The sequence below is a fragment of the Paenibacillus sp. FSL R7-0302 genome, from assembly GCF_038006885.1.
GTDB lineage: Bacteria > Bacillota > Bacilli > Paenibacillales > Paenibacillaceae > Paenibacillus_AQ.
Window position 1 is genome coordinate 3,831,536 of record NZ_JBBOWB010000001.1, and the last position, 16,359, is coordinate 3,847,894.

At 54.7% G+C, this 16,359-nt stretch carries 13 protein-coding genes; 2 read left to right on the plus strand and 11 right to left on the minus strand.

Translation table 11 applies throughout. From position 1 onward, the window contains the following. Positions 1-20 precede the first annotated feature (20 nt). From MKY96_RS16755 to MKY96_RS16800, 10 genes are all read right to left on the minus strand, one after another. Entirely contained in the window at positions 21-1,553 is a 1,533-nt protein-coding gene (locus MKY96_RS16755; RefSeq protein ID WP_340941767.1) for a response regulator transcription factor, read from the minus strand. Positions 1,554-1,683: 130 nt separating this feature from the next. Continuing rightward, positions 1,684-2,595, minus strand: a complete 912-nt coding sequence (locus tag MKY96_RS16760; protein ID WP_339224185.1) for a carbohydrate ABC transporter permease — start codon at positions 2,593-2,595, stop codon at positions 1,684-1,686. A 14-nt stretch (positions 2,596-2,609) separates the two neighbouring features. After that, positions 2,610-3,596 carry an ABC transporter permease gene (locus MKY96_RS16765; protein ID WP_036693453.1) on the minus strand — a complete coding sequence of 329 codons (987 nt, stop codon included), beginning with the start codon at positions 3,594-3,596 and terminating at the stop codon, positions 2,610-2,612. Between the two features lie 111 nt (positions 3,597-3,707). After that, positions 3,708-5,390 (minus strand): extracellular solute-binding protein, encoded by a 1,683-nt coding sequence (locus tag MKY96_RS16770; protein ID WP_340941770.1) that lies wholly within the window; start codon positions 5,388-5,390, stop codon positions 3,708-3,710. 318 nt (positions 5,391-5,708) lie between these two features. After that, entirely contained in the window at positions 5,709-6,215 is a 507-nt protein-coding gene (locus MKY96_RS16775) for a hypothetical protein (protein WP_340941772.1), read from the minus strand. A gap of 17 nt (positions 6,216-6,232) precedes the next feature. Then, on the minus strand, positions 6,233-6,670 hold the full coding sequence (locus tag MKY96_RS16780; RefSeq protein ID WP_340941774.1) for a hypothetical protein: 438 nt from the start codon (positions 6,668-6,670) through the stop codon (positions 6,233-6,235). Between the two features lie 87 nt (positions 6,671-6,757). Beyond that, positions 6,758-9,004, minus strand: a complete 2,247-nt coding sequence (locus tag MKY96_RS16785) for a glycoside hydrolase family 95 protein (protein WP_340941775.1) — start codon at positions 9,002-9,004, stop codon at positions 6,758-6,760. A gap of 21 nt (positions 9,005-9,025) precedes the next feature. Next, positions 9,026-10,045: a zinc-binding alcohol dehydrogenase family protein gene (locus MKY96_RS16790; RefSeq protein WP_340941776.1), complete on the minus strand. Its 1,020-nt coding sequence runs from the start codon at positions 10,043-10,045 to the stop codon at positions 9,026-9,028. Continuing rightward, positions 10,045-11,004, minus strand: a complete 960-nt coding sequence (locus MKY96_RS16795) for an aldo/keto reductase (RefSeq protein ID WP_340941777.1) — start codon at positions 11,002-11,004, stop codon at positions 10,045-10,047. The genes MKY96_RS16790 and MKY96_RS16795 overlap by 1 nt, the downstream gene beginning before the upstream one ends. 20 nt (positions 11,005-11,024) lie before the next feature. Beyond that, positions 11,025-11,861, minus strand: a complete 837-nt coding sequence (locus MKY96_RS16800) for an amidohydrolase family protein (protein WP_340941779.1) — start codon at positions 11,859-11,861, stop codon at positions 11,025-11,027. A gap of 132 nt (positions 11,862-11,993) precedes the next feature. Between MKY96_RS16800 and MKY96_RS16805 the strand changes: the two genes are divergently transcribed. Next, positions 11,994-12,863, plus strand: a complete 870-nt coding sequence (locus tag MKY96_RS16805) for an AraC family transcriptional regulator (RefSeq protein ID WP_340941781.1) — start codon at positions 11,994-11,996, stop codon at positions 12,861-12,863. Positions 12,864-12,908: 45 nt separating this feature from the next. On the opposite strand, the gene MKY96_RS16810 is transcribed toward MKY96_RS16805, so the two are convergent. Further along, entirely contained in the window at positions 12,909-15,335 is a 2,427-nt protein-coding gene (locus tag MKY96_RS16810) for a glycoside hydrolase family 31 protein (protein WP_340941782.1), read from the minus strand. Positions 15,336-15,454: 119 nt separating this feature from the next. On the opposite strand from MKY96_RS16810, the gene MKY96_RS16815 reads away from it, so the two are divergent. Beyond that, positions 15,455-16,348, plus strand: coding sequence for a helix-turn-helix transcriptional regulator (locus MKY96_RS16815; protein ID WP_340941783.1), 894 nt, complete (start codon positions 15,455-15,457; stop codon positions 16,346-16,348). Positions 16,349-16,359: the final 11 nt, after the last annotated feature.

Sequence of the window (16,359 nt, forward strand, 5' to 3'; positions counted from 1 at the left end):
GCCCCCTCCTTCCTCCTGAATTAACTCTTCTTGTACACGGAAGGTGTAACTCCGTTAAGTGCCTTGAACTTGGCGGCGAACACATCAGCGTCTGAATAGCCCACTCTGCTTGAGATATCGGAAATCCCCATATCGGTCCGGCGCAGCAGCTTCTTGGCTTCTTCAATGCGGAATTCATGGAGATAGTCGTTAAAAGAGCTGCCGTAGTGCTTCTTGAACCGTTGTCCCAGGTATGCGGAATTCACATGCAGATGCTTCGCAATATCCTGCAGCTTCAGCTTCTCCTGATAATGCCCGCGGACATACTCAATCGCTGCGGCCACGATCTGATCCTCCGCCCTGCCGTCCGCAGCCGCTGCGAACCACTCGGCAGCCTCACACAGCTCCTCCTCGATCTGACGCTCAAGCAGCGGCAGACAATTGGCCGTATGCCGTGACGGGAACCACTTCTCCACCCACTGTGCATAGTCTCCCCCTCTGGCGGTAATTTCACGTAGCAGCTCTGCTTTGATATTGGCCAGAAAAGCATCGATCCAGGAGCTCGAAGCCACCTCCGCCGAGAAAATCTTGAACACCTCGCCAAGCTGCGCAGTAAGATGTTCAGCCTTCCCTTCGGTGACAGATTGCAGCAGCGAACGTCTCAGCTCTGCCGGAAGCATGGCCATCTGCGTCTTATCCTGCTTCTCGAAGAAGCCGGCGGCCTCGCCGCCCGTGGTATCGTGCCTGCACAGCTCAGCAGCCAGCGCCTCACGGTATGCCGTATTCAGAGCCTCCTTGCCCTGATGCTGGAGACTTGCCGCGAAAAAGACCGGCGTGGTGTACAGCGGCCGCATCTCCTCCATCCACCGGGTAAGCAGTGTCCGGTCAAGCCCCGGCCCTTCCTGGGGTGACACCAGCAGATACCCGTGCTTCCCGCTGCCTGCGGTGAACGGATAGACTGAAATGCCGCGCAGCGGCTCCTTGCCGCTCATGGCGGCGACCTGCTTACGCATTTGCAGGCTGTCCGGCGCGGCTCCATGGACCAGGACACAGCATAGCCGGAAGGCAGGGCCGATCCCCAGCATATTCAGGCCCTTCTCCTGCTCCTCCTGCGAATTCTCCCGCATCAGGAGCCGGGATACCGTATCCTCCTGCATCAGAGCCGAGAGCGCGTCACGCCGCGAGGAGGCCTTGTGTTCTTTCAGAATCTGTTCGGTTACTGTATGGAGCGCCTCCGTCAGCTCCTTTTCATCCAGAGGCTTGGTCAAATAGTTGGAGACTCCGTATTTCAGAGCCCGCTTGGCATACTCAAAGTCAGCATAGCCGCTAAAAATAATAAACTTCGGACGGCAATCGCCTTCAGTGGCTCTTCGAATGAGCTCAAGGCCGTCGATAACCGGCATGCGCACATCGGTGATGACCAGATCAGGACGGGTGCTGTGAATCAGCTGCAGCGCATCCTCCCCGTCCAGCGCCTCGCCGCATACTTCATAGTTGAGTGCCTTCCAGTCCACCAGAAAGCGCAGCCCCTCCAGCATAATCGGCTCATCGTCGGCAAACAGTACCTTAAGCATGGAATCACCATCTTTATATAAGTAGTTGGAGCCCGGCAGGACTCCCCGTGATGGAACAGGAGAAACCGCTTCGGCTGTACCCGAAACGGTTATAGTATACATATTTTCCTTATATAATACGTAGTGACAATTACTCTTTTACGCTACCCAGGTTCAATCCTACCACGAAATACTTCTGCAAGAAAGGGTAGACGAACAGAATCGGAACCGCTGTAACGATCGTAATGGCTGAACGCATGGAGGCTGGCGTAACCAGCGACTGGACCTGATTGTTCTGGCCTCCCGCCAGCATCGACGGATCATTGTTCGCACTCATAATGGAGCCGAGCATCTTCATCATTTCGTATTGCAGCGTGCTGAGCTTGATATCCGAGGAGGCATACAGGAATGTGTCAAACCAGGAATTCCATGAGCCTACCGCGATGAACAGTGCGACAGTTGCCAGTACAGGCGTACAGAGCGGGAAGATGATTTTCCAGAAAATCCTGAATTCTCCCGCCCCGTCAATCTTCGCCGATTCGGTAAGGCTGAACGGAAGCCCGCGGATATACGTCCGCATGATAATCAGGTTGAACGCGCTGACCAGACTCGGCAGGATATAGACCATGAAGTTATGCAGCAGGCCCATATTCTTGATCAGGAAGTAGTTCGGAATCAGCCCGGCGTTGAAGTACATGGTCAGAATGAACAGCAGGCCGATCTTTTTGCGAAAAATATATTGTGGCTGCGCCAGGGCGTATGCCAGCATCGTAGTAAGGAATACACCGAGCATCGTTGAGATAATTGTACGGGATACCGAGATAAATGCGGCATGATAGATCGTTCCTGATATAAAGACCGCCCGGTAATTCTCCAGCGTCCATACACGGGGCCAGAGGTAGATTCCCCCGGTAAGCGTGTCACTGCCGTCATTGAAGGATACCGCCAGCGTCTGGAGGAACGGGTAGAGGGTGACAGTAACCACAAAGAGCATAAATATCGTGTTGAATGTATGAAATACAACCGGCTCAATCCGGCTTGAACCTTTGGTCCCGGCTTTCATATGGGCTTCCTCCTCTATAGTAATCGCTCTTCGCCGAGGCGTTTTGCGACATTGTTTGCGATGAATACGAGAATGACACTGACAATCGTTTTGAAGATCCCTGCCGCCGTAGCCAGCGAGTAGTTCCCCATAGCCAGACCATACTTCACTACAAAGATATCAATGGTTTGCGAATAGTCCACCGTAAGTCCGTTGCCCAGCAGATATTGAAGCTCGAAGCCGGCATCGAGAATATGTCCAATGTTCATAATCAGCAAAATAACGAATGTAGCCTTAATTCCCGGAAGCGTGATATAACGCATCTTTTGAAAACGTTTCGCGCCGTCAATGGAAGCTGCCTCGTACAGGGAAGGATCGATGGAGGTAATAGCAGCCAGATAGATAATCGTCCCCCAGCCCACCTCTTTCCACACGTTCGATGCCCCGATAATGCCCCAGAAATATTTCCCTTCACTGAGCCACATAATCGGATCTTTAATCAGGTGAAGCTTCATTAGAACGACATTGACAATCCCGCCATCGATGGAGAGTGAAGTGGACACAATCCCCGCAGCGATAACCATGGACAGAAAGTGCGGCAAATAAGAAATCGACTGAACCGCGCGCTTGAAGAACTTGAGCTTGATCTCATTCAGCAGCAGAGCCAGACCGATAGCCGTAACCGTACCCAGTACAAGGTTGATAAAACTCATCGCAATGGTATTGCGAAGCACCAGCATAAAGGTATCATCAGAGAACAAAAACTTGAATTGCTGCAAGCCTACCCATTCCTGCTGGCCGAAGGACACCGCCGGGCGGTAATTCTGAAAGGCCATGAGCCAGCCCCAAATGGGAACATAGTTGAAGATTATCAGATAGAGTGCAATGGGCACGGACATAAAAATAAGCTGTTTCTGTGTTTTCAGTGTTTTCCAGCTGAGTTCCACACCGATTTCCGGATCGATTTTGCTTTTTCGGGTCTTCTGTTTTTTGACCTGTTTGTCCAGTACGGCATCAGACATGTTGTATTCCCTCCTGTAAAAATCATTCTCTCCACGTTGTCCTATTCACGCAGTCCTATTTAGGAAGAGCGGGAAACAGCATTTCCCGCTCCTACTTCTGTATTGAATGGTTTATTTAACGCTCCATTTTTCGATACGCTGCTGAATGCCTTCATTCATCCGGTCTTCATAGGCCTTGATGTCCAGCTTGTGGATTCTGTCCACATAATCCTGCCACACGCCGTCGAACTCAGCAGGGCTGGCCATAATGGCTTTCGGCAAATACTTAATCATGAGGTCATTCAGTTTGGACTGTGCGAGCTGTGCCGGTGAACCATCCTTAAGCACGATGGAATACGCAGGGAAGTAGATATTGTTCTCTTTCGGTTCCTTGAAGAATTCGGACCAGGATTTCTTGTTGTACGCCTTCAGAATCTTCTGGTCGTAAGGCTTCAGGCTGTCGAAGAATTCCTGAGGCTGTGTACCGGCATCTGCTGCGTTACCGTCGCTGTACGTACCTTGAATCTTAGGCATGTAACCGAACATCCCTGAGATTTTGTTAGCAACCTGCCAGCTGGTCTGATCTGCATTTGCCCGTTGCTCAGCCGTACGGTAGAAGGAGCCGTCTGGGTTCACTTCATAATCTTCGCCTTTCACGCCCCATTGAAGCGTCTTCTGCCAATCCTCGGTAATCATCTTATCCCAGAATTTGATAATGCGGATAGGGTCCTTGGCATTGATCGAAATTCCGAATCCCCGGTTGGTGCCGACCGCTCCGCGGTCACGATACCATTCTTCTGCGCCCGGATAGAGCAGAGGGAAGCCGATATACGTATTTTCCAGCTTGCCTTGGGAGATCAGAGATTTCTCGCCGTCCTGGAAGTTCCAGTGCTGGTCGAACATCCCGATGACCTTACCGCTTGCTACTTTGGCCAGATACTGGTCATAGTTCTGGACGAAGGCTTCTTTATCCATCAAGCCTTGAGCGTTAATCTCATTAAGCTTTTTGTAATAGGTCTTGGAGATATCCTTGTCGGCAAAAATCTGTGCTACATTGTTATCTACAATAACGGCCCCGTCATTCGGATGCCCCGACAGATGCTCTGGGGGATTCTGCAGCGGGAACACGCGCCAGTCAAAGTTGAGTGATTCGAACCCGATCATATCCGGGTGTTTTTCTTTATATTTGGCAATGATATCGAAATACTCATCCAGGGTCTTGGGAGTAGGGTAGCCCATTTCCTCAAGCACACCCTTTTGCAGCCAGAAGCCTGGTCCCTGATAAGTAGGCTCGGTAATTTTACCTTGATAGACGCCATAGCTTGGCAGTACATAGATATGTCCGTCACTCTCATCCTTGATCTGGTTCCAGACCGCACCATAATGCTTCTTCAGGTTGGGAGCGTATTTCTCAATCAGATCCTCAAGCGGAATGTACGCCTTGGCGTTGATTAATTTGTCGTCACCCGACAGGATGTCCGGGTAGTCGCCTCCGGCAATCATGACCCCGAGCTTCTGCTGCAGATCGCCGACCAGGAATTCCTGGTTGAAGCTGATCCCGGTCTCGTCTTTGATCAGCTTCAGAATCTTATTGTCAGGCGTTGGCTGTTGTCCGGGACCGTTCATGAATACCGAGAAGGTTACCGGAGCCGTGTCGTCTCCGGCTGCTGCCGGGCTGGCGTTTCCTCCAGTGGCGGTGTCCTTGGTACCTGTGCTGCTGGTATTATTGCTTGATCCACAGCCTGTCAGTGCCAGTGTGAGTGCTAATACACCGGCCGCAGCGGCTGCTGCTGAACGTTTTGCCGTTTTGTGCATGTTGTTATGCCTCCCCTTTTTGGCTAATCGCTTATGCTTCTAATTTCTCCTGGTGACAACTTTAATTATACGTTTTCAGAATGCGCTTACAATTCATAGAATATAGGTCTTCCCCCCTGAAAATTCATAAAAAGAAAACGCTTGCTTGCAAAGCGGCAGCGGAATTGCCGTTGTGAGTGGGGGCGTGGTGCCTGCGGGGGTTCGGCTTCTGGCTGCTTTGCGGACGCGGTATTATTCAGTGGATTCAGGTGCACTTGTGCATCTTATTGGCGCTGAGTGCCTGCTTTCGGCGGATTCTGATGCACTTGTGCGCCTCATTCACGCTGGAGTTCGCTTTCGGCGGTTTCGGGGGCACTTGTGCACCTCACCATTAGGCTCGCTCCTTGCGCACCCACCCGCACCTACGCCACTGCCAAATGTGATCGGTTTTCCGATTACATTTGGCCCACTCGCCTCCGCGCTACGCATTGTGATCGGTTTTTCGATTACATTTGGCCCACTCGCCTCCTCCGTCCAATTGTAGTCGGTTTTTCGATTACATTTGCTCCGCTCGCCTCCAAGCTGCGCAATGTAATCGGTTTTTCGATTACATTTGCTCCGCTCGCCCCCCGCGCTGCGCAATGTAATCGGTTTTTCGATTACATTTGCTCCGCTCGCCCCCGCGCTGCGCAATGTAATTGGTTTTTCGATTACATTTGGCCCGCTCGCCTCCGCACTGCCAGATGTGATCGGTTTTTCGATTACATTTGGCCCGCTCGCCTCCGCGCTGCGCATTGTGATCGGTTTTCCGATTACATTTGGCCCACTCGCCTCCGCGCTACGCATTGTGATCGGTTTTTCGATTACATTTGGCTTACGCGCCTCCTCCGTCCAATTGTAGTCGGTTTTTCGATTACATTTGCTCCGCTCGCCTCCAAGCTGCGCAATGTAATCGGTTTTTCGATTACATTTGCTCCGCTCGCCCCCGCGCTGCGCAATGTAATCGGTTTTTCGATTACATTTGCTCCGCTCGCCCCCGCGCTGCGCAATGTAATTGGTTTTTCGATTACATTTGGCCCGCTCGCCTCCGCACTGCCAGATGTGATCGGTTTTTCGATTACATTTGGCCCGCTCGCCTCCGCGCTGCGCATTGTGATCGGTTTTTCGATTACATTTGGCCCGCTCGTCTCCGCGCTGCGCAATGTGATCGGTTTTTCGATTACATTTGGCTTACGCGCCGTCCTCCGTCCAATTGTAGTCGGTATTTCGATTACATTTGCTCCGCTCGACGTTCTAGCCAACCACAGCAGAAAGGGATTGACGCAAATGCGCCAATCCCAGTGTACTATCGTATAGTATTCGTCACCCGCACAGCCTGCTATTCAGCCTCAGCGGGTGAATGTATACGAGCTGCCCGCTTCTCCTGTGAACGATACGGAATCAAGTCCTGGACCTTCGAGCCGGCAAGGGCCGGATACGGTACATGTTACCACTGCTTCCGTAACGAGTCCACCGGTCCAGGTGAAATCGACAGTATAGCCGCCTCTTGCCCGCAGTCCCTTGACACTTCCTTCACACCAGCTTGCCGGCAGAGCTGGCAGCAACTTAATAACCTCTGTATGACTCTGCAGCAGCATCTCCGCAATGCCCGCTGTTCCTCCGAAGTTCCCGTCAATCTGGAACGGTGGATGGTTGTCGAATAGATTAGGCAGGGTGGAGTGCTCCAGCAGCGCCCGTACATTCGAATAAGCCTTGCCTTCATCCTGGAGCCGCGCCCAGAAATTAATGATCCAGGCCCGGCTCCAGCCGGTATGTCCGCCGCCGCTGGCAAGTCTGCGTTCCAGCGTCGTACGGGCCGCTGCCGCCAGCTCCGGCGTATGCTCCACTGTGAAGGCATCCCCCGGATATAGTGCAAACAGATGCGAGATATGCCGGTGCCCCGGCTCTACCTCTTCATAATCCTCCATCCATTCCTGAATCTGGCCGTATTTACCGATCTGCGGCCCCGGCAAACGGTCCAGTGCTGAGCGGAGCTCTTCGCGGAATGCCTCGTCCCGTCCGATGATTTCCGCGCTCTGGATGCAGGCCTTGAACAGAGCTTCAATGATCTGGAAGTCCATAGAAGCTCCGGCACACAGCACGCCCGATTCCCCGCCGGGCAGCTGATACGTGTTCTCCGGCGAAACGGACGGACAGGTAATCAGCCGGCCCGTTTCATCCTCTATCAGGTAATCCAGCAGGAATTGTGCAGATTCCTTCATTGTATCGTAGGCATTCGCCAGATACTGGCGGTCCTGGCTGAACCGGTAATGCTCCCACAGATGCAGACACAGCCAAGCTGCTCCCAGCGGCCAGAACGATGCTGGCAGGTACGTATCCTGCGGAGCAGTATCTGCCCAAATATCCGTATTGTGGTGTGCTATGAAGCCGCCACAGCCGTACATTACCTTGGCGGTCACCCGGCCCGGTTCCCGCATCCGTTCGATCAGATCGAACAGCGGCTCATGGCATTCCGCCAGATTGCAGAGTTCAGCCGGCCAGTAATTCATTTGCGCGTTAATGTTAATCGTGAATTTGCTGTCCCAGGCCGGGGTGAAGCTGTCGTTCCAGATGCCCTGCAGATTCGCAGGCAAGGAGCCTGGGCGGCTGGAGGCGATCAGCAGATAACGGCCATATTGGAAATAAGTCGAGATCAGCCCGTGATCCTCTTCCCCCTGCCGGAACCGGTCCAGCCGTTCACTTGTCGGCAGTCCGCTCAGTTCCGCGTTCTCCGGCAGCATCAGCGCAACCCGCCCGTACAGGCTGCTGTAATCTGCAATGTGGCGGGCCAGCAGCTCCTCATAAGGAACCACACTCAACGCTTCCAGCTGCCGCTTGGCATGCAGCACCGGATCAGGATGTCGGAACGTGGTGCCTGCGGCAAGCAGCAGCGTAACCGAGCTCGCCCCCTCCACCAGCACATATTCGCCGATGTTGCGGCAGGTTCCGTCTTCTGTGACGACCTTGAGTACGGCAGCGAAGGAGCTGCCCCCGCGCCCGCCGCATTCTCCGCCCATCACCAGCCCGCTGTCATTCCATTTCTCGGTCTTCTCCAGCATTCTCCAGTTCTGGCGGTTGAATCTGGCCTTGAGGGAGATTGCGTTCTTCCGGTCAGCGGTAATCCGCACCACGATGGCTTGATCCGGGAAGCTGGCGAACAGCTCACGGGTATACCGCACTCCGCCGGTGGAATAACTCACCTGGGATACACCGGATTCGAGATTAAGCTCCCGCTGATAATTCTGAGCAGGCTGCTCATGTCCGCCGAACGACAGCAGCAGGTCGCCAAGCGGCAGATAATGGCGCTGTGCTTCCGGCAGCCCCACCATCGTCATAGCCGCCAGCTCCTCCGCCTCACTCAGCTTGCCTTCCAGAATCAGCTGGCGGAGCTTCGGCAAGTGGGGTAGCGCATCTTCATTGTTGCGGTCACGCGGACCTCCGTACCATACGGAATCCTCATTAAGCTGCAGCTTCTCCTCAGCCACCCTGCCAAAGATCATCGCCCCGAGCCGGCCGTTGCCGATCGGCAGCGCCTCATTCCATTCCTGTGCCGGCTCCGTGTACCATAACCGCTGGCTCTGTTCTGTGCTTGTCATCTCTATTACGCTCCTTCGCAGTTAATTCAGTTCCACCAGCGCCTTGATCACCTTGGTTTCCGGATTCAGCCAGCTCTCGAACTGCTGGGTCATCTCCCCGAAGGAGCAGCGGTGGGAAATATAGCGGTCCACATCAATATAACCGTCTCTAATGGCGCTAATCACCCGTTCAAAATCCTCACGGGTCGCATTTCTGCTGCCCTGCACCGTCATCTCGCGGGCATGGAAATCAGGGTCACTAAAAGTAATGTTCCCTTTGACTAGGCCGACATAAGTCAGTGTGCCCCCATGGCCGACCAGTCCGAAAGCACCTTCCATAGATGAGATGTTGCCGGTGGAATCAATCACATGCGGCAGGAAGTTGCCTTCCGTCAGCGCCGATAGCTGCTCCTTCGGCTCCTGCAAGGCGCTTACCGTATGCTCCGCCTGCGCCCAGCCTTTGCAGAAGGCCAGACGTTCGTCATTGACATCCATCGCAATGACCTTCGCCCCAGCGTACCGGGCCATGACCATTACGCCCAGTCCGATCGGGCCTGCGCCGATTACCAGTACCTGCTCCCCCGCGCCGACACCGGAGCGCCGCACCGCATGGGCACCGATCGCCAGCGGCTCCAGCATGGCCGCCTGATCCAGCGTCAGCCCGTCTGTCTTCAGCAGATTGCCTACAGGCAGACTTACCCGTTCCCGCATTCCGCCATCCAGGTGAACACCGAACACTCTCATTTGCTTACAGCAATTCGTTTTACCGCTCAGACAGGCCCGGCACTCTCCGCAATGCAGATACGGAATGACACTGACCTGATCACCGGCCCGCAGCCCTTGCGGGTTATCGCCAATATGCTCAATAATCCCTGAGAGCTCATGCCCCAGCACACGCGGATAAGTGAAATAAGGCTGGTTGCCCCGGTAAGCGTGGAGGTCCGTCCCGCAGATGCCGATCCGGCGGATGCTTACCACCGCCTCTCCATCCAGCAGCTCCGGCTCCGGCAGATCTTCCCTGTAGACGAACTTTCCGATTTCCTCACAAATAATTCCCTTCATTATAAGCGCTCCCCGTTCCGGCTCTGTGCTTCGTTCCACTCCGGCAGTCCGCTCGGCCAGGTCGCCCCGTCGATCGGCTTCAGAATATCGCGTACATCTGCCAGTAATTGTTCATTGATCGGCTCTTCGGTCCACTTAATATTGTTGCGGATATTGGCTGGTGTCGCCGTGCTGACCAAGGTCGTAGGAATCTGCTCGTTCGCGGTGGAGAACTGGACGGCCAGCTTGGCGATGTCTTCTCCCTTGTCCCTGCAATACTCAGCGGCGCGCTGGCATGCGGCCTGAATCTCCGCTCCTGCCGGATGCCAATCCGGCACCTTACGGTTGCTGAGCAGCCCCATCGAGATGGGCGACGCATTCATCAGCCCCGTGCCTCTCTCCTCCAGCAGCGGAAGGAGCCGCAGCAGCGTGGTATCGTTGAGCGAATAATGGCAATAGGACAGAATGACATCCAGCTTGGTCTGCGGCAGCACCTTCTCGAACACACTCAGCGGCAGGCCGCTGACGCCGGAGTAACGGATTTTGCCCGCCTGCTTCAGCTCTTCCAGCGCCGGAATTCCCTCCTCCATCACCTGCGTAAGCGAGCCGAATTCAACATCATGCAGCAGCAGAATATCCAGGTAATCTGTGCCCAGTCTGCCCATACTCTCTTCCGCGCTGCGGATGATCCGCTCTCTGGAGAAATCGAATTCCCCCTCGCCGTAACGTCCGGCCTTCGTGCTCAGGATATACTTGTCGCGCGGTACCGTCTGGAGTGCCTCACCCAGCACGGTCTCCGCCTTCATCAGACCGTAGTAAGGGGAGACGTCAATGAGGTTAATCCCCAGATCAAGCGCCGTATGAACCGTGAGGATAGCCTCATCCTTCGGAACCTCCCGGAATACACTGCCCAGCGAAGAGGCCCCGAAGCTTAATGCAGAGACATCCAGTCCCGTATTGCCCAGCTTTCTGTATTTCATCTTGCACTACCTCCTATGGTTTATAAATCCAGCTTATAAAATCTAACAGCATTCGCTCCAAACACCGGCTCCATCTCTTCCGCAGACAGTCGGCCTTGCAGTGCTGTGCGCAGAATCCCCACAACCTCCTCATAGGTTGCCGCCATCAGGCACACAGGCCAGTCACTGCCGAACATCACCCGCTCCGGTCCGAACAGCTCCAGCACAGCATGTACGTAAGCCGTGAAATCCTCCTGCGTCCAGCCCTGGGGATCTGCTTCAGTGACCATCCCGGACAGCTTGCAGTAAATTCCCGGATGCCCCGCAACCTCTGCCATTTGGCTTCTCCACGGCTCCAGGCTACCCGTTGCAATCGGGGGCTTGGCCAGGTGATCAATGACTCCCCGCAGTCCCGGAACCTGTTCCAGCATCTCAATGAGCTGCGGAAGCTGATCGGCCAGCACCAGCAGATCCACCGGCACATCCCGCTCCGCAAGATATGAGAGCGCTTCTATATAAGGCCGGGTCAAAAGCACCCCGGGGTCCGCCATCTCCTGAATCATCACCCGCAGCCCGGTGAACTTCGGATGTCTGCTGAGACGCTCGAATTCGGCCTGGAAGGAAGGGCTTGCCAGATCCAGCCAGCCAATCACGCCCGCGACAGACTCCGCCTGCCCGCTGAGTCCCAGAATATATTCCGTCTCCTCCACCGTAGGTGCAGCCTGTACGACAATCGTACGGCTGATCCCGTGCTTCGTTAGCTCCGGCTCCAAATCAGCGGGCAGATAATCCCGGAACAGCACCGGAATCTCCGGCGTAATCCATCCATAATCATCCCTGTCTATCTTCCAATAATGCTGATGAGCATCAATATACATGATAACGCCTCCATTCCACCTTATTGTAAACATCCGATAAAGGAATAAAAATAGCTAAAACAAACAAATCTATACCTTATTTTGATATGATGTGGGTAAGAATGCAGAGATGTAGCTCAGGGGGGCGACTTCATGGAACCGATCCGCAGGCATTTTGACCATCAATTACCGGTTACGCTGCTGCTGGACTATAAGGAAACGAAAAGTCCGCAGCGCGAGCTGCCCGACCACCAGCATGACTGGTACGAATTCATTTACGTATACGGCGGCAAAGGAAGCTTTTTTATCGATCAGACCTTTTATGAGATGCATCCGGGTGACATTATTGTCGTTCCCGGAAACACGGTACACCGGGGATTTCCCGACAATGAAGAGCCGGTGACCTCCTCTGCCCTTTTTTTCAGCCCGGCTCTGATTCATAACCATACCTACAGTGAGTCTTATCCCTATCTGAAGCTGTTCGACGCTGCCAAGACAAACAAGCAGTACAAGTATACCCTGTCTCCAGAGCATGCTGAAATTCTGCAAAATGATATCGATGCGATCCACCGGGAACGCGAGCAGAATCAGCCGGACGGCGGGCAGGCGCTTACGCTGCTGCTTCATCTTACACTGCTGCATCTGAACCGCTACTGCCTGCCGCAAGCCGCCGAGCCGGTTGCTTCCAATCCCTTGCTGCCGGAGTGGTTCCGTGAGGCGCTCAGGTATATCAACGATCATCTGGATCAGCCGCTGGAGCTAAGCTCTCTGGCTGCGCGGGCGAATATCTCACCGGCCCATTTCAGCCGGGTCTTCAAGCAGCGTCTGGGCATGAATGTGACGGATTATATTGCGACCAAGCGGATTTTTGCCGCCAAGGACAGCCTGCTGCAATCAAGCGGCACCATCGAGCAGATCGCCATGGCCTGCGGCTTCGAGAGCTTGCCCCATTTCTACCGTACATTCAAAAGAATCACCAGCATGACACCCGCCGCCTACCGCAAGAGTAACAGAGCTTACTAGAGCTTCTCTATCAAACGTACAATGAGTCACACATTGAATGAAGCCTCAGCTCTGCAAGTCCGCTTCGCGGACGGTTACAGCTTCCCCTTCATAAGTGACAATGCGGCTTCCCGCATAACCGGCCAGCTCTACGGCAAATTGCCTTACCGCCTGCATTCCGGCATAGTCTCCGGCCCGCTTCCCGATCGTCAGGCTGCGGTCCGCTTCACACCAGCTCAGCTCAATCATGGCATAGGCGCCGGTCTCATAATTATAATTATCGCCTTCATCTTCATACAGGGTGAAGGCTGCATCCTTGCCGCCGTATACCTTGAGCCTTGTCACCGCCTCCGGCTGTTCATCCGTATATTGAACGTCGGGGCCGAGCGGAACAATGGACCCGGCGCGGACATACAGGGGAAGCGTCTCCAGATCCGCCTTGGCTTCAATCGTCACGCCGCCCTCCAGCCGTTCATCGCTCCAATAATCATACCATTCGCCTTCAGGGAGGTAGACCCGGCGCTGCTTAAGAACCCCCTCAAGCTCGCGGGAGCCGGGACCGTAATACATGGCCTCTGTCACAGGAGCCACCATGAAGGCCGGACCGAACATGAACTGGTCGCCGATGGCATGGACCTGCACATCCTCCCGGTAATCGAAGGCCAGCGCACGGAACATAGTATAGCTGCGGTGTGCCACAGCTCCGGCCAGGGAGTAGATGTATGGCATCAGCCTGTAACGGAGCTTCAGATAATTCACCAGCGTGTCATACATCTGCTCCCCCTCCTGGCCGAACTGCCATATCTCTCTCGGCGTATCCGTGCCATGCGAACGGAACATCGGCAGGAAGGCCCCGAGCTGGAACCAGCGGACATACAGCTCCCGATAGCCCAGATCCGCAACACCTTCGTTATAATCCCCGCTCCAGAACCACTGCTCCTTGGAATTCTTCACGAAGAACGCCCCGATATCCAGCGTCCAGTATGGCGAACCGGTCAGGCAAAAGTTAAGGCCGTCTGCAATCTGCTTCCTCAACGTCTCCCAGTTAGCGGCTATATCACCAGACCATGTAATCGTGCCGTAACGGTGCTGCCCTGCAAACGCGGAGCGTGTCAGATTGATCACCCGTTTCGCTGAGGTCGCTGCACGCTGGCCTTCATAGATCCCTTTGGAGTGCTGCATGGAATAGGCATTGATCAAGCCCGGATCGAGATACCGCTTCGATTCTGCCGTATTAATCAGCAGCCGCTGCTCCGGCTCCGGCTTCACCGCGCCCTTCCAGTCCGCTTCGAACGGCTCGGTGCAATCGCACCACCAGGCATCAATGCCGTGGGCGAACAGTCCTTCATGGGCCTGCTTCCAGTACAGCGCACGAGCCTCCTCCGAGAAGGCATCATACGTCGCCTGATTGCCGAGCAGGAAGCCGCGTGCCTTCATCTCTTCATGATTCTCCCCGCCCGCGCCCATAATCGGCCAGATGGATACCATCAGCTTGGCGTTCATAGCGTGCAGGCTGTCCATCATCTGCGAGGGATCGGGGAAGCGCTCAGGATCAAAAGTCTTTTGCCCCCACAGATTACCCGTCCAGGACTGCCAGTCGAGCACGATACAGTCGAGGGGAAGCGAACGTTCACGATACTCTTGCACAGTGGCAAGAAGTTCTGCCTGGGAGACGTATCTTTCCTTGGACTGCACATACCCGAAGGACCACTTCGGCAGCATTGGCGCATCTCCGGTCAGGTAGCGGATTCCCGCCGTAATCTGATCGAATTCCGGACCATAAATGAAATAGTAATCCATCTCTTCATCCGCATCGCTCCAGAGGTACGAGCCAAAGGCATCGTCATGAAAAGTCATATAAGACCCCGAATCTACCAGAATCCCGTACCCGCGTGTAGACACCAGTACCGGTACAACCGCCTTCATATTCTGCTGGTACAAGTATTGCTGCCGTCCCCGGAGGTTCATCATCCCCTCTTCATGGGAGCCAAGTCCGTACAGAGCTTCGCCTTCCTGCCATTCGAATTCCAGCTTCGTGTGAAAAGCCTCCCGGTCCAGCCTCCGGTTGACGCCCTCCGCTCTGGCACGCAGCCCATCCGCACCCTGTCCGGTCTCTACCGTGTCTGCCGAAGCATCGAATACCGTATGATAGACCTCTGTGCGCTCCAGGGTTTTGCCGCCTCTGGCCGGCTCCCGTGTCAGCAGTGTGCCGTCCGCAGCTCTGTAGCTGAAGGCACAGCTCTCTTTATCCACTTCAATCATTAGCTGCGCCGTTGAGATCTCCAGATGGCCGGGCAGGTCAGTGATAGTGTAAGGTACGGTCTCGGCTTCTGGCCGGCTTACCACCATCAGACTCTCTTTACCGCTCAGCTCAGCATTCAGCGTATAGCGGATTCTGGCAATCCCCGGCGTACACCAGCCGATATGCATTATTCCCTCACTAGTCTCCAGCCTTACGCCAGCCTCGCCGGATTGAACAGTTATCAGTTTCATTATGGTTTCACCCTTCCTTATGACTTCCTCTGATGATAATGATATTATTATTGATAGCGGTTCATCTACCATATATTTGCGCGATATCATCACAATATAGCGATTCAGAGGAGGGCATCATGTACGAACACCGTTACCGGGAGAACAAGCTGCACGGCCAGCCGGAATTCCCGCTGCATATCTACCGGGTGGAGCATCAGGCCCGCGTGCATTCCATTCTTCCCGTGCACTGGCATAACGAGATGGAGGTGATCTATCTGGCGGAAGGCCGCGCTACCTTCTATATTGAGAGCCGCGAGTTCGCCATTCAAGCAGGAGATGCCCTGATTGTTCATCCCGGCGAGCTTCATTCGGGCATGGACACCGCCATGGGGGGCACCTGTTATTATTCCATCGTGTTCAAAGGCTCCTGGCTGTCTTCGCCTCAGCCCGACCGGGTGCAGGAGCTGTTCCTGGACCCCGTCCTGCAAGGGAAGGTCCGGCTTCCCGCTCTGTTATCTGCTGCAGATACCGCCCACTCCCCCTTGCTTCAGCTAATCAGGGAGCTGTTAAGCCGCTATGAGCGTAAGCCCGAGGCATACGAAATGAGTCTGAAGGCGCTCCTGCTGCTGTTCATCGCAGACAGCTATCAATACGGGCTGACCGGGCTGAACCCGGCGGCGGAGACCCGGCACGGCCGGGAATATAACCGGCAGATCCGGGAGGTGCTGAGCTATATGGAGACGCATTCCCGCGACCGGCTGGAGCTGGATCAGCTTGCCTCCGTTGTATCGCTTAGCCGCTCGCATTTCTGCAAGTTTTTCAAGGCTCAGACCGGGATGCGCCCGATGGAGTATCTGAATTATATCCGCATCAGTCAGGCGGCCAGTCTGCTCCGCAGCGGATCATACAATGTGCTGGAGGCTGCGCTGGAGTCAGGCTACCAGCATGTCAGCTATTTCTCCAAATGGTTCAAGCATTATATGAACATGACCCCCTCAGAGTACAAGGCCCGGTATTCTTCCGGCGTGTAGCAGCAGGTTGA

Bases quoted from the DNA above. Each gene is read 5' to 3' on its own strand.
- MKY96_RS16795 (WP_340941777.1), bottom strand. From the start codon at position 11,004: ATGAAATACAGAAAGCTGGGCAATACGGGACTGGATGTCTCTGCATTA.
- MKY96_RS16755 (WP_340941767.1), bottom strand. From the start codon at position 1,553: ATGCTTAAGGTACTGTTTGCCGACGATGAGCCGATTATGCTGGAGGGG.
- MKY96_RS16800 (WP_340941779.1), bottom strand. From the start codon at position 11,861: ATGTATATTGATGCTCATCAGCATTATTGGAAGATAGACAGGGATGAT.
- MKY96_RS16775 (WP_340941772.1), bottom strand. From the start codon at position 6,215: ATGCGTAGCGCGGAGGCGAGTGGGCCAAATGTAATCGGAAAACCGATC.
- MKY96_RS16805 (WP_340941781.1), top strand. From the start codon at position 11,994: ATGGAACCGATCCGCAGGCATTTTGACCATCAATTACCGGTTACGCTG.
- MKY96_RS16765 (WP_036693453.1), bottom strand. From the start codon at position 3,596: ATGTCTGATGCCGTACTGGACAAACAGGTCAAAAAACAGAAGACCCGA.
- MKY96_RS16770 (WP_340941770.1), bottom strand. From the start codon at position 5,390: ATGCACAAAACGGCAAAACGTTCAGCAGCAGCCGCTGCGGCCGGTGTA.
- MKY96_RS16810 (WP_340941782.1), bottom strand. From the start codon at position 15,335: ATGAAACTGATAACTGTTCAATCCGGCGAGGCTGGCGTAAGGCTGGAG.
- MKY96_RS16815 (WP_340941783.1), top strand. From the start codon at position 15,455: ATGTACGAACACCGTTACCGGGAGAACAAGCTGCACGGCCAGCCGGAA.
- MKY96_RS16760 (WP_339224185.1), bottom strand. From the start codon at position 2,595: ATGAAAGCCGGGACCAAAGGTTCAAGCCGGATTGAGCCGGTTGTATTT.
- MKY96_RS16785 (WP_340941775.1), bottom strand. From the start codon at position 9,004: ATGACAAGCACAGAACAGAGCCAGCGGTTATGGTACACGGAGCCGGCA.
- MKY96_RS16790 (WP_340941776.1), bottom strand. From the start codon at position 10,045: ATGAAGGGAATTATTTGTGAGGAAATCGGAAAGTTCGTCTACAGGGAA.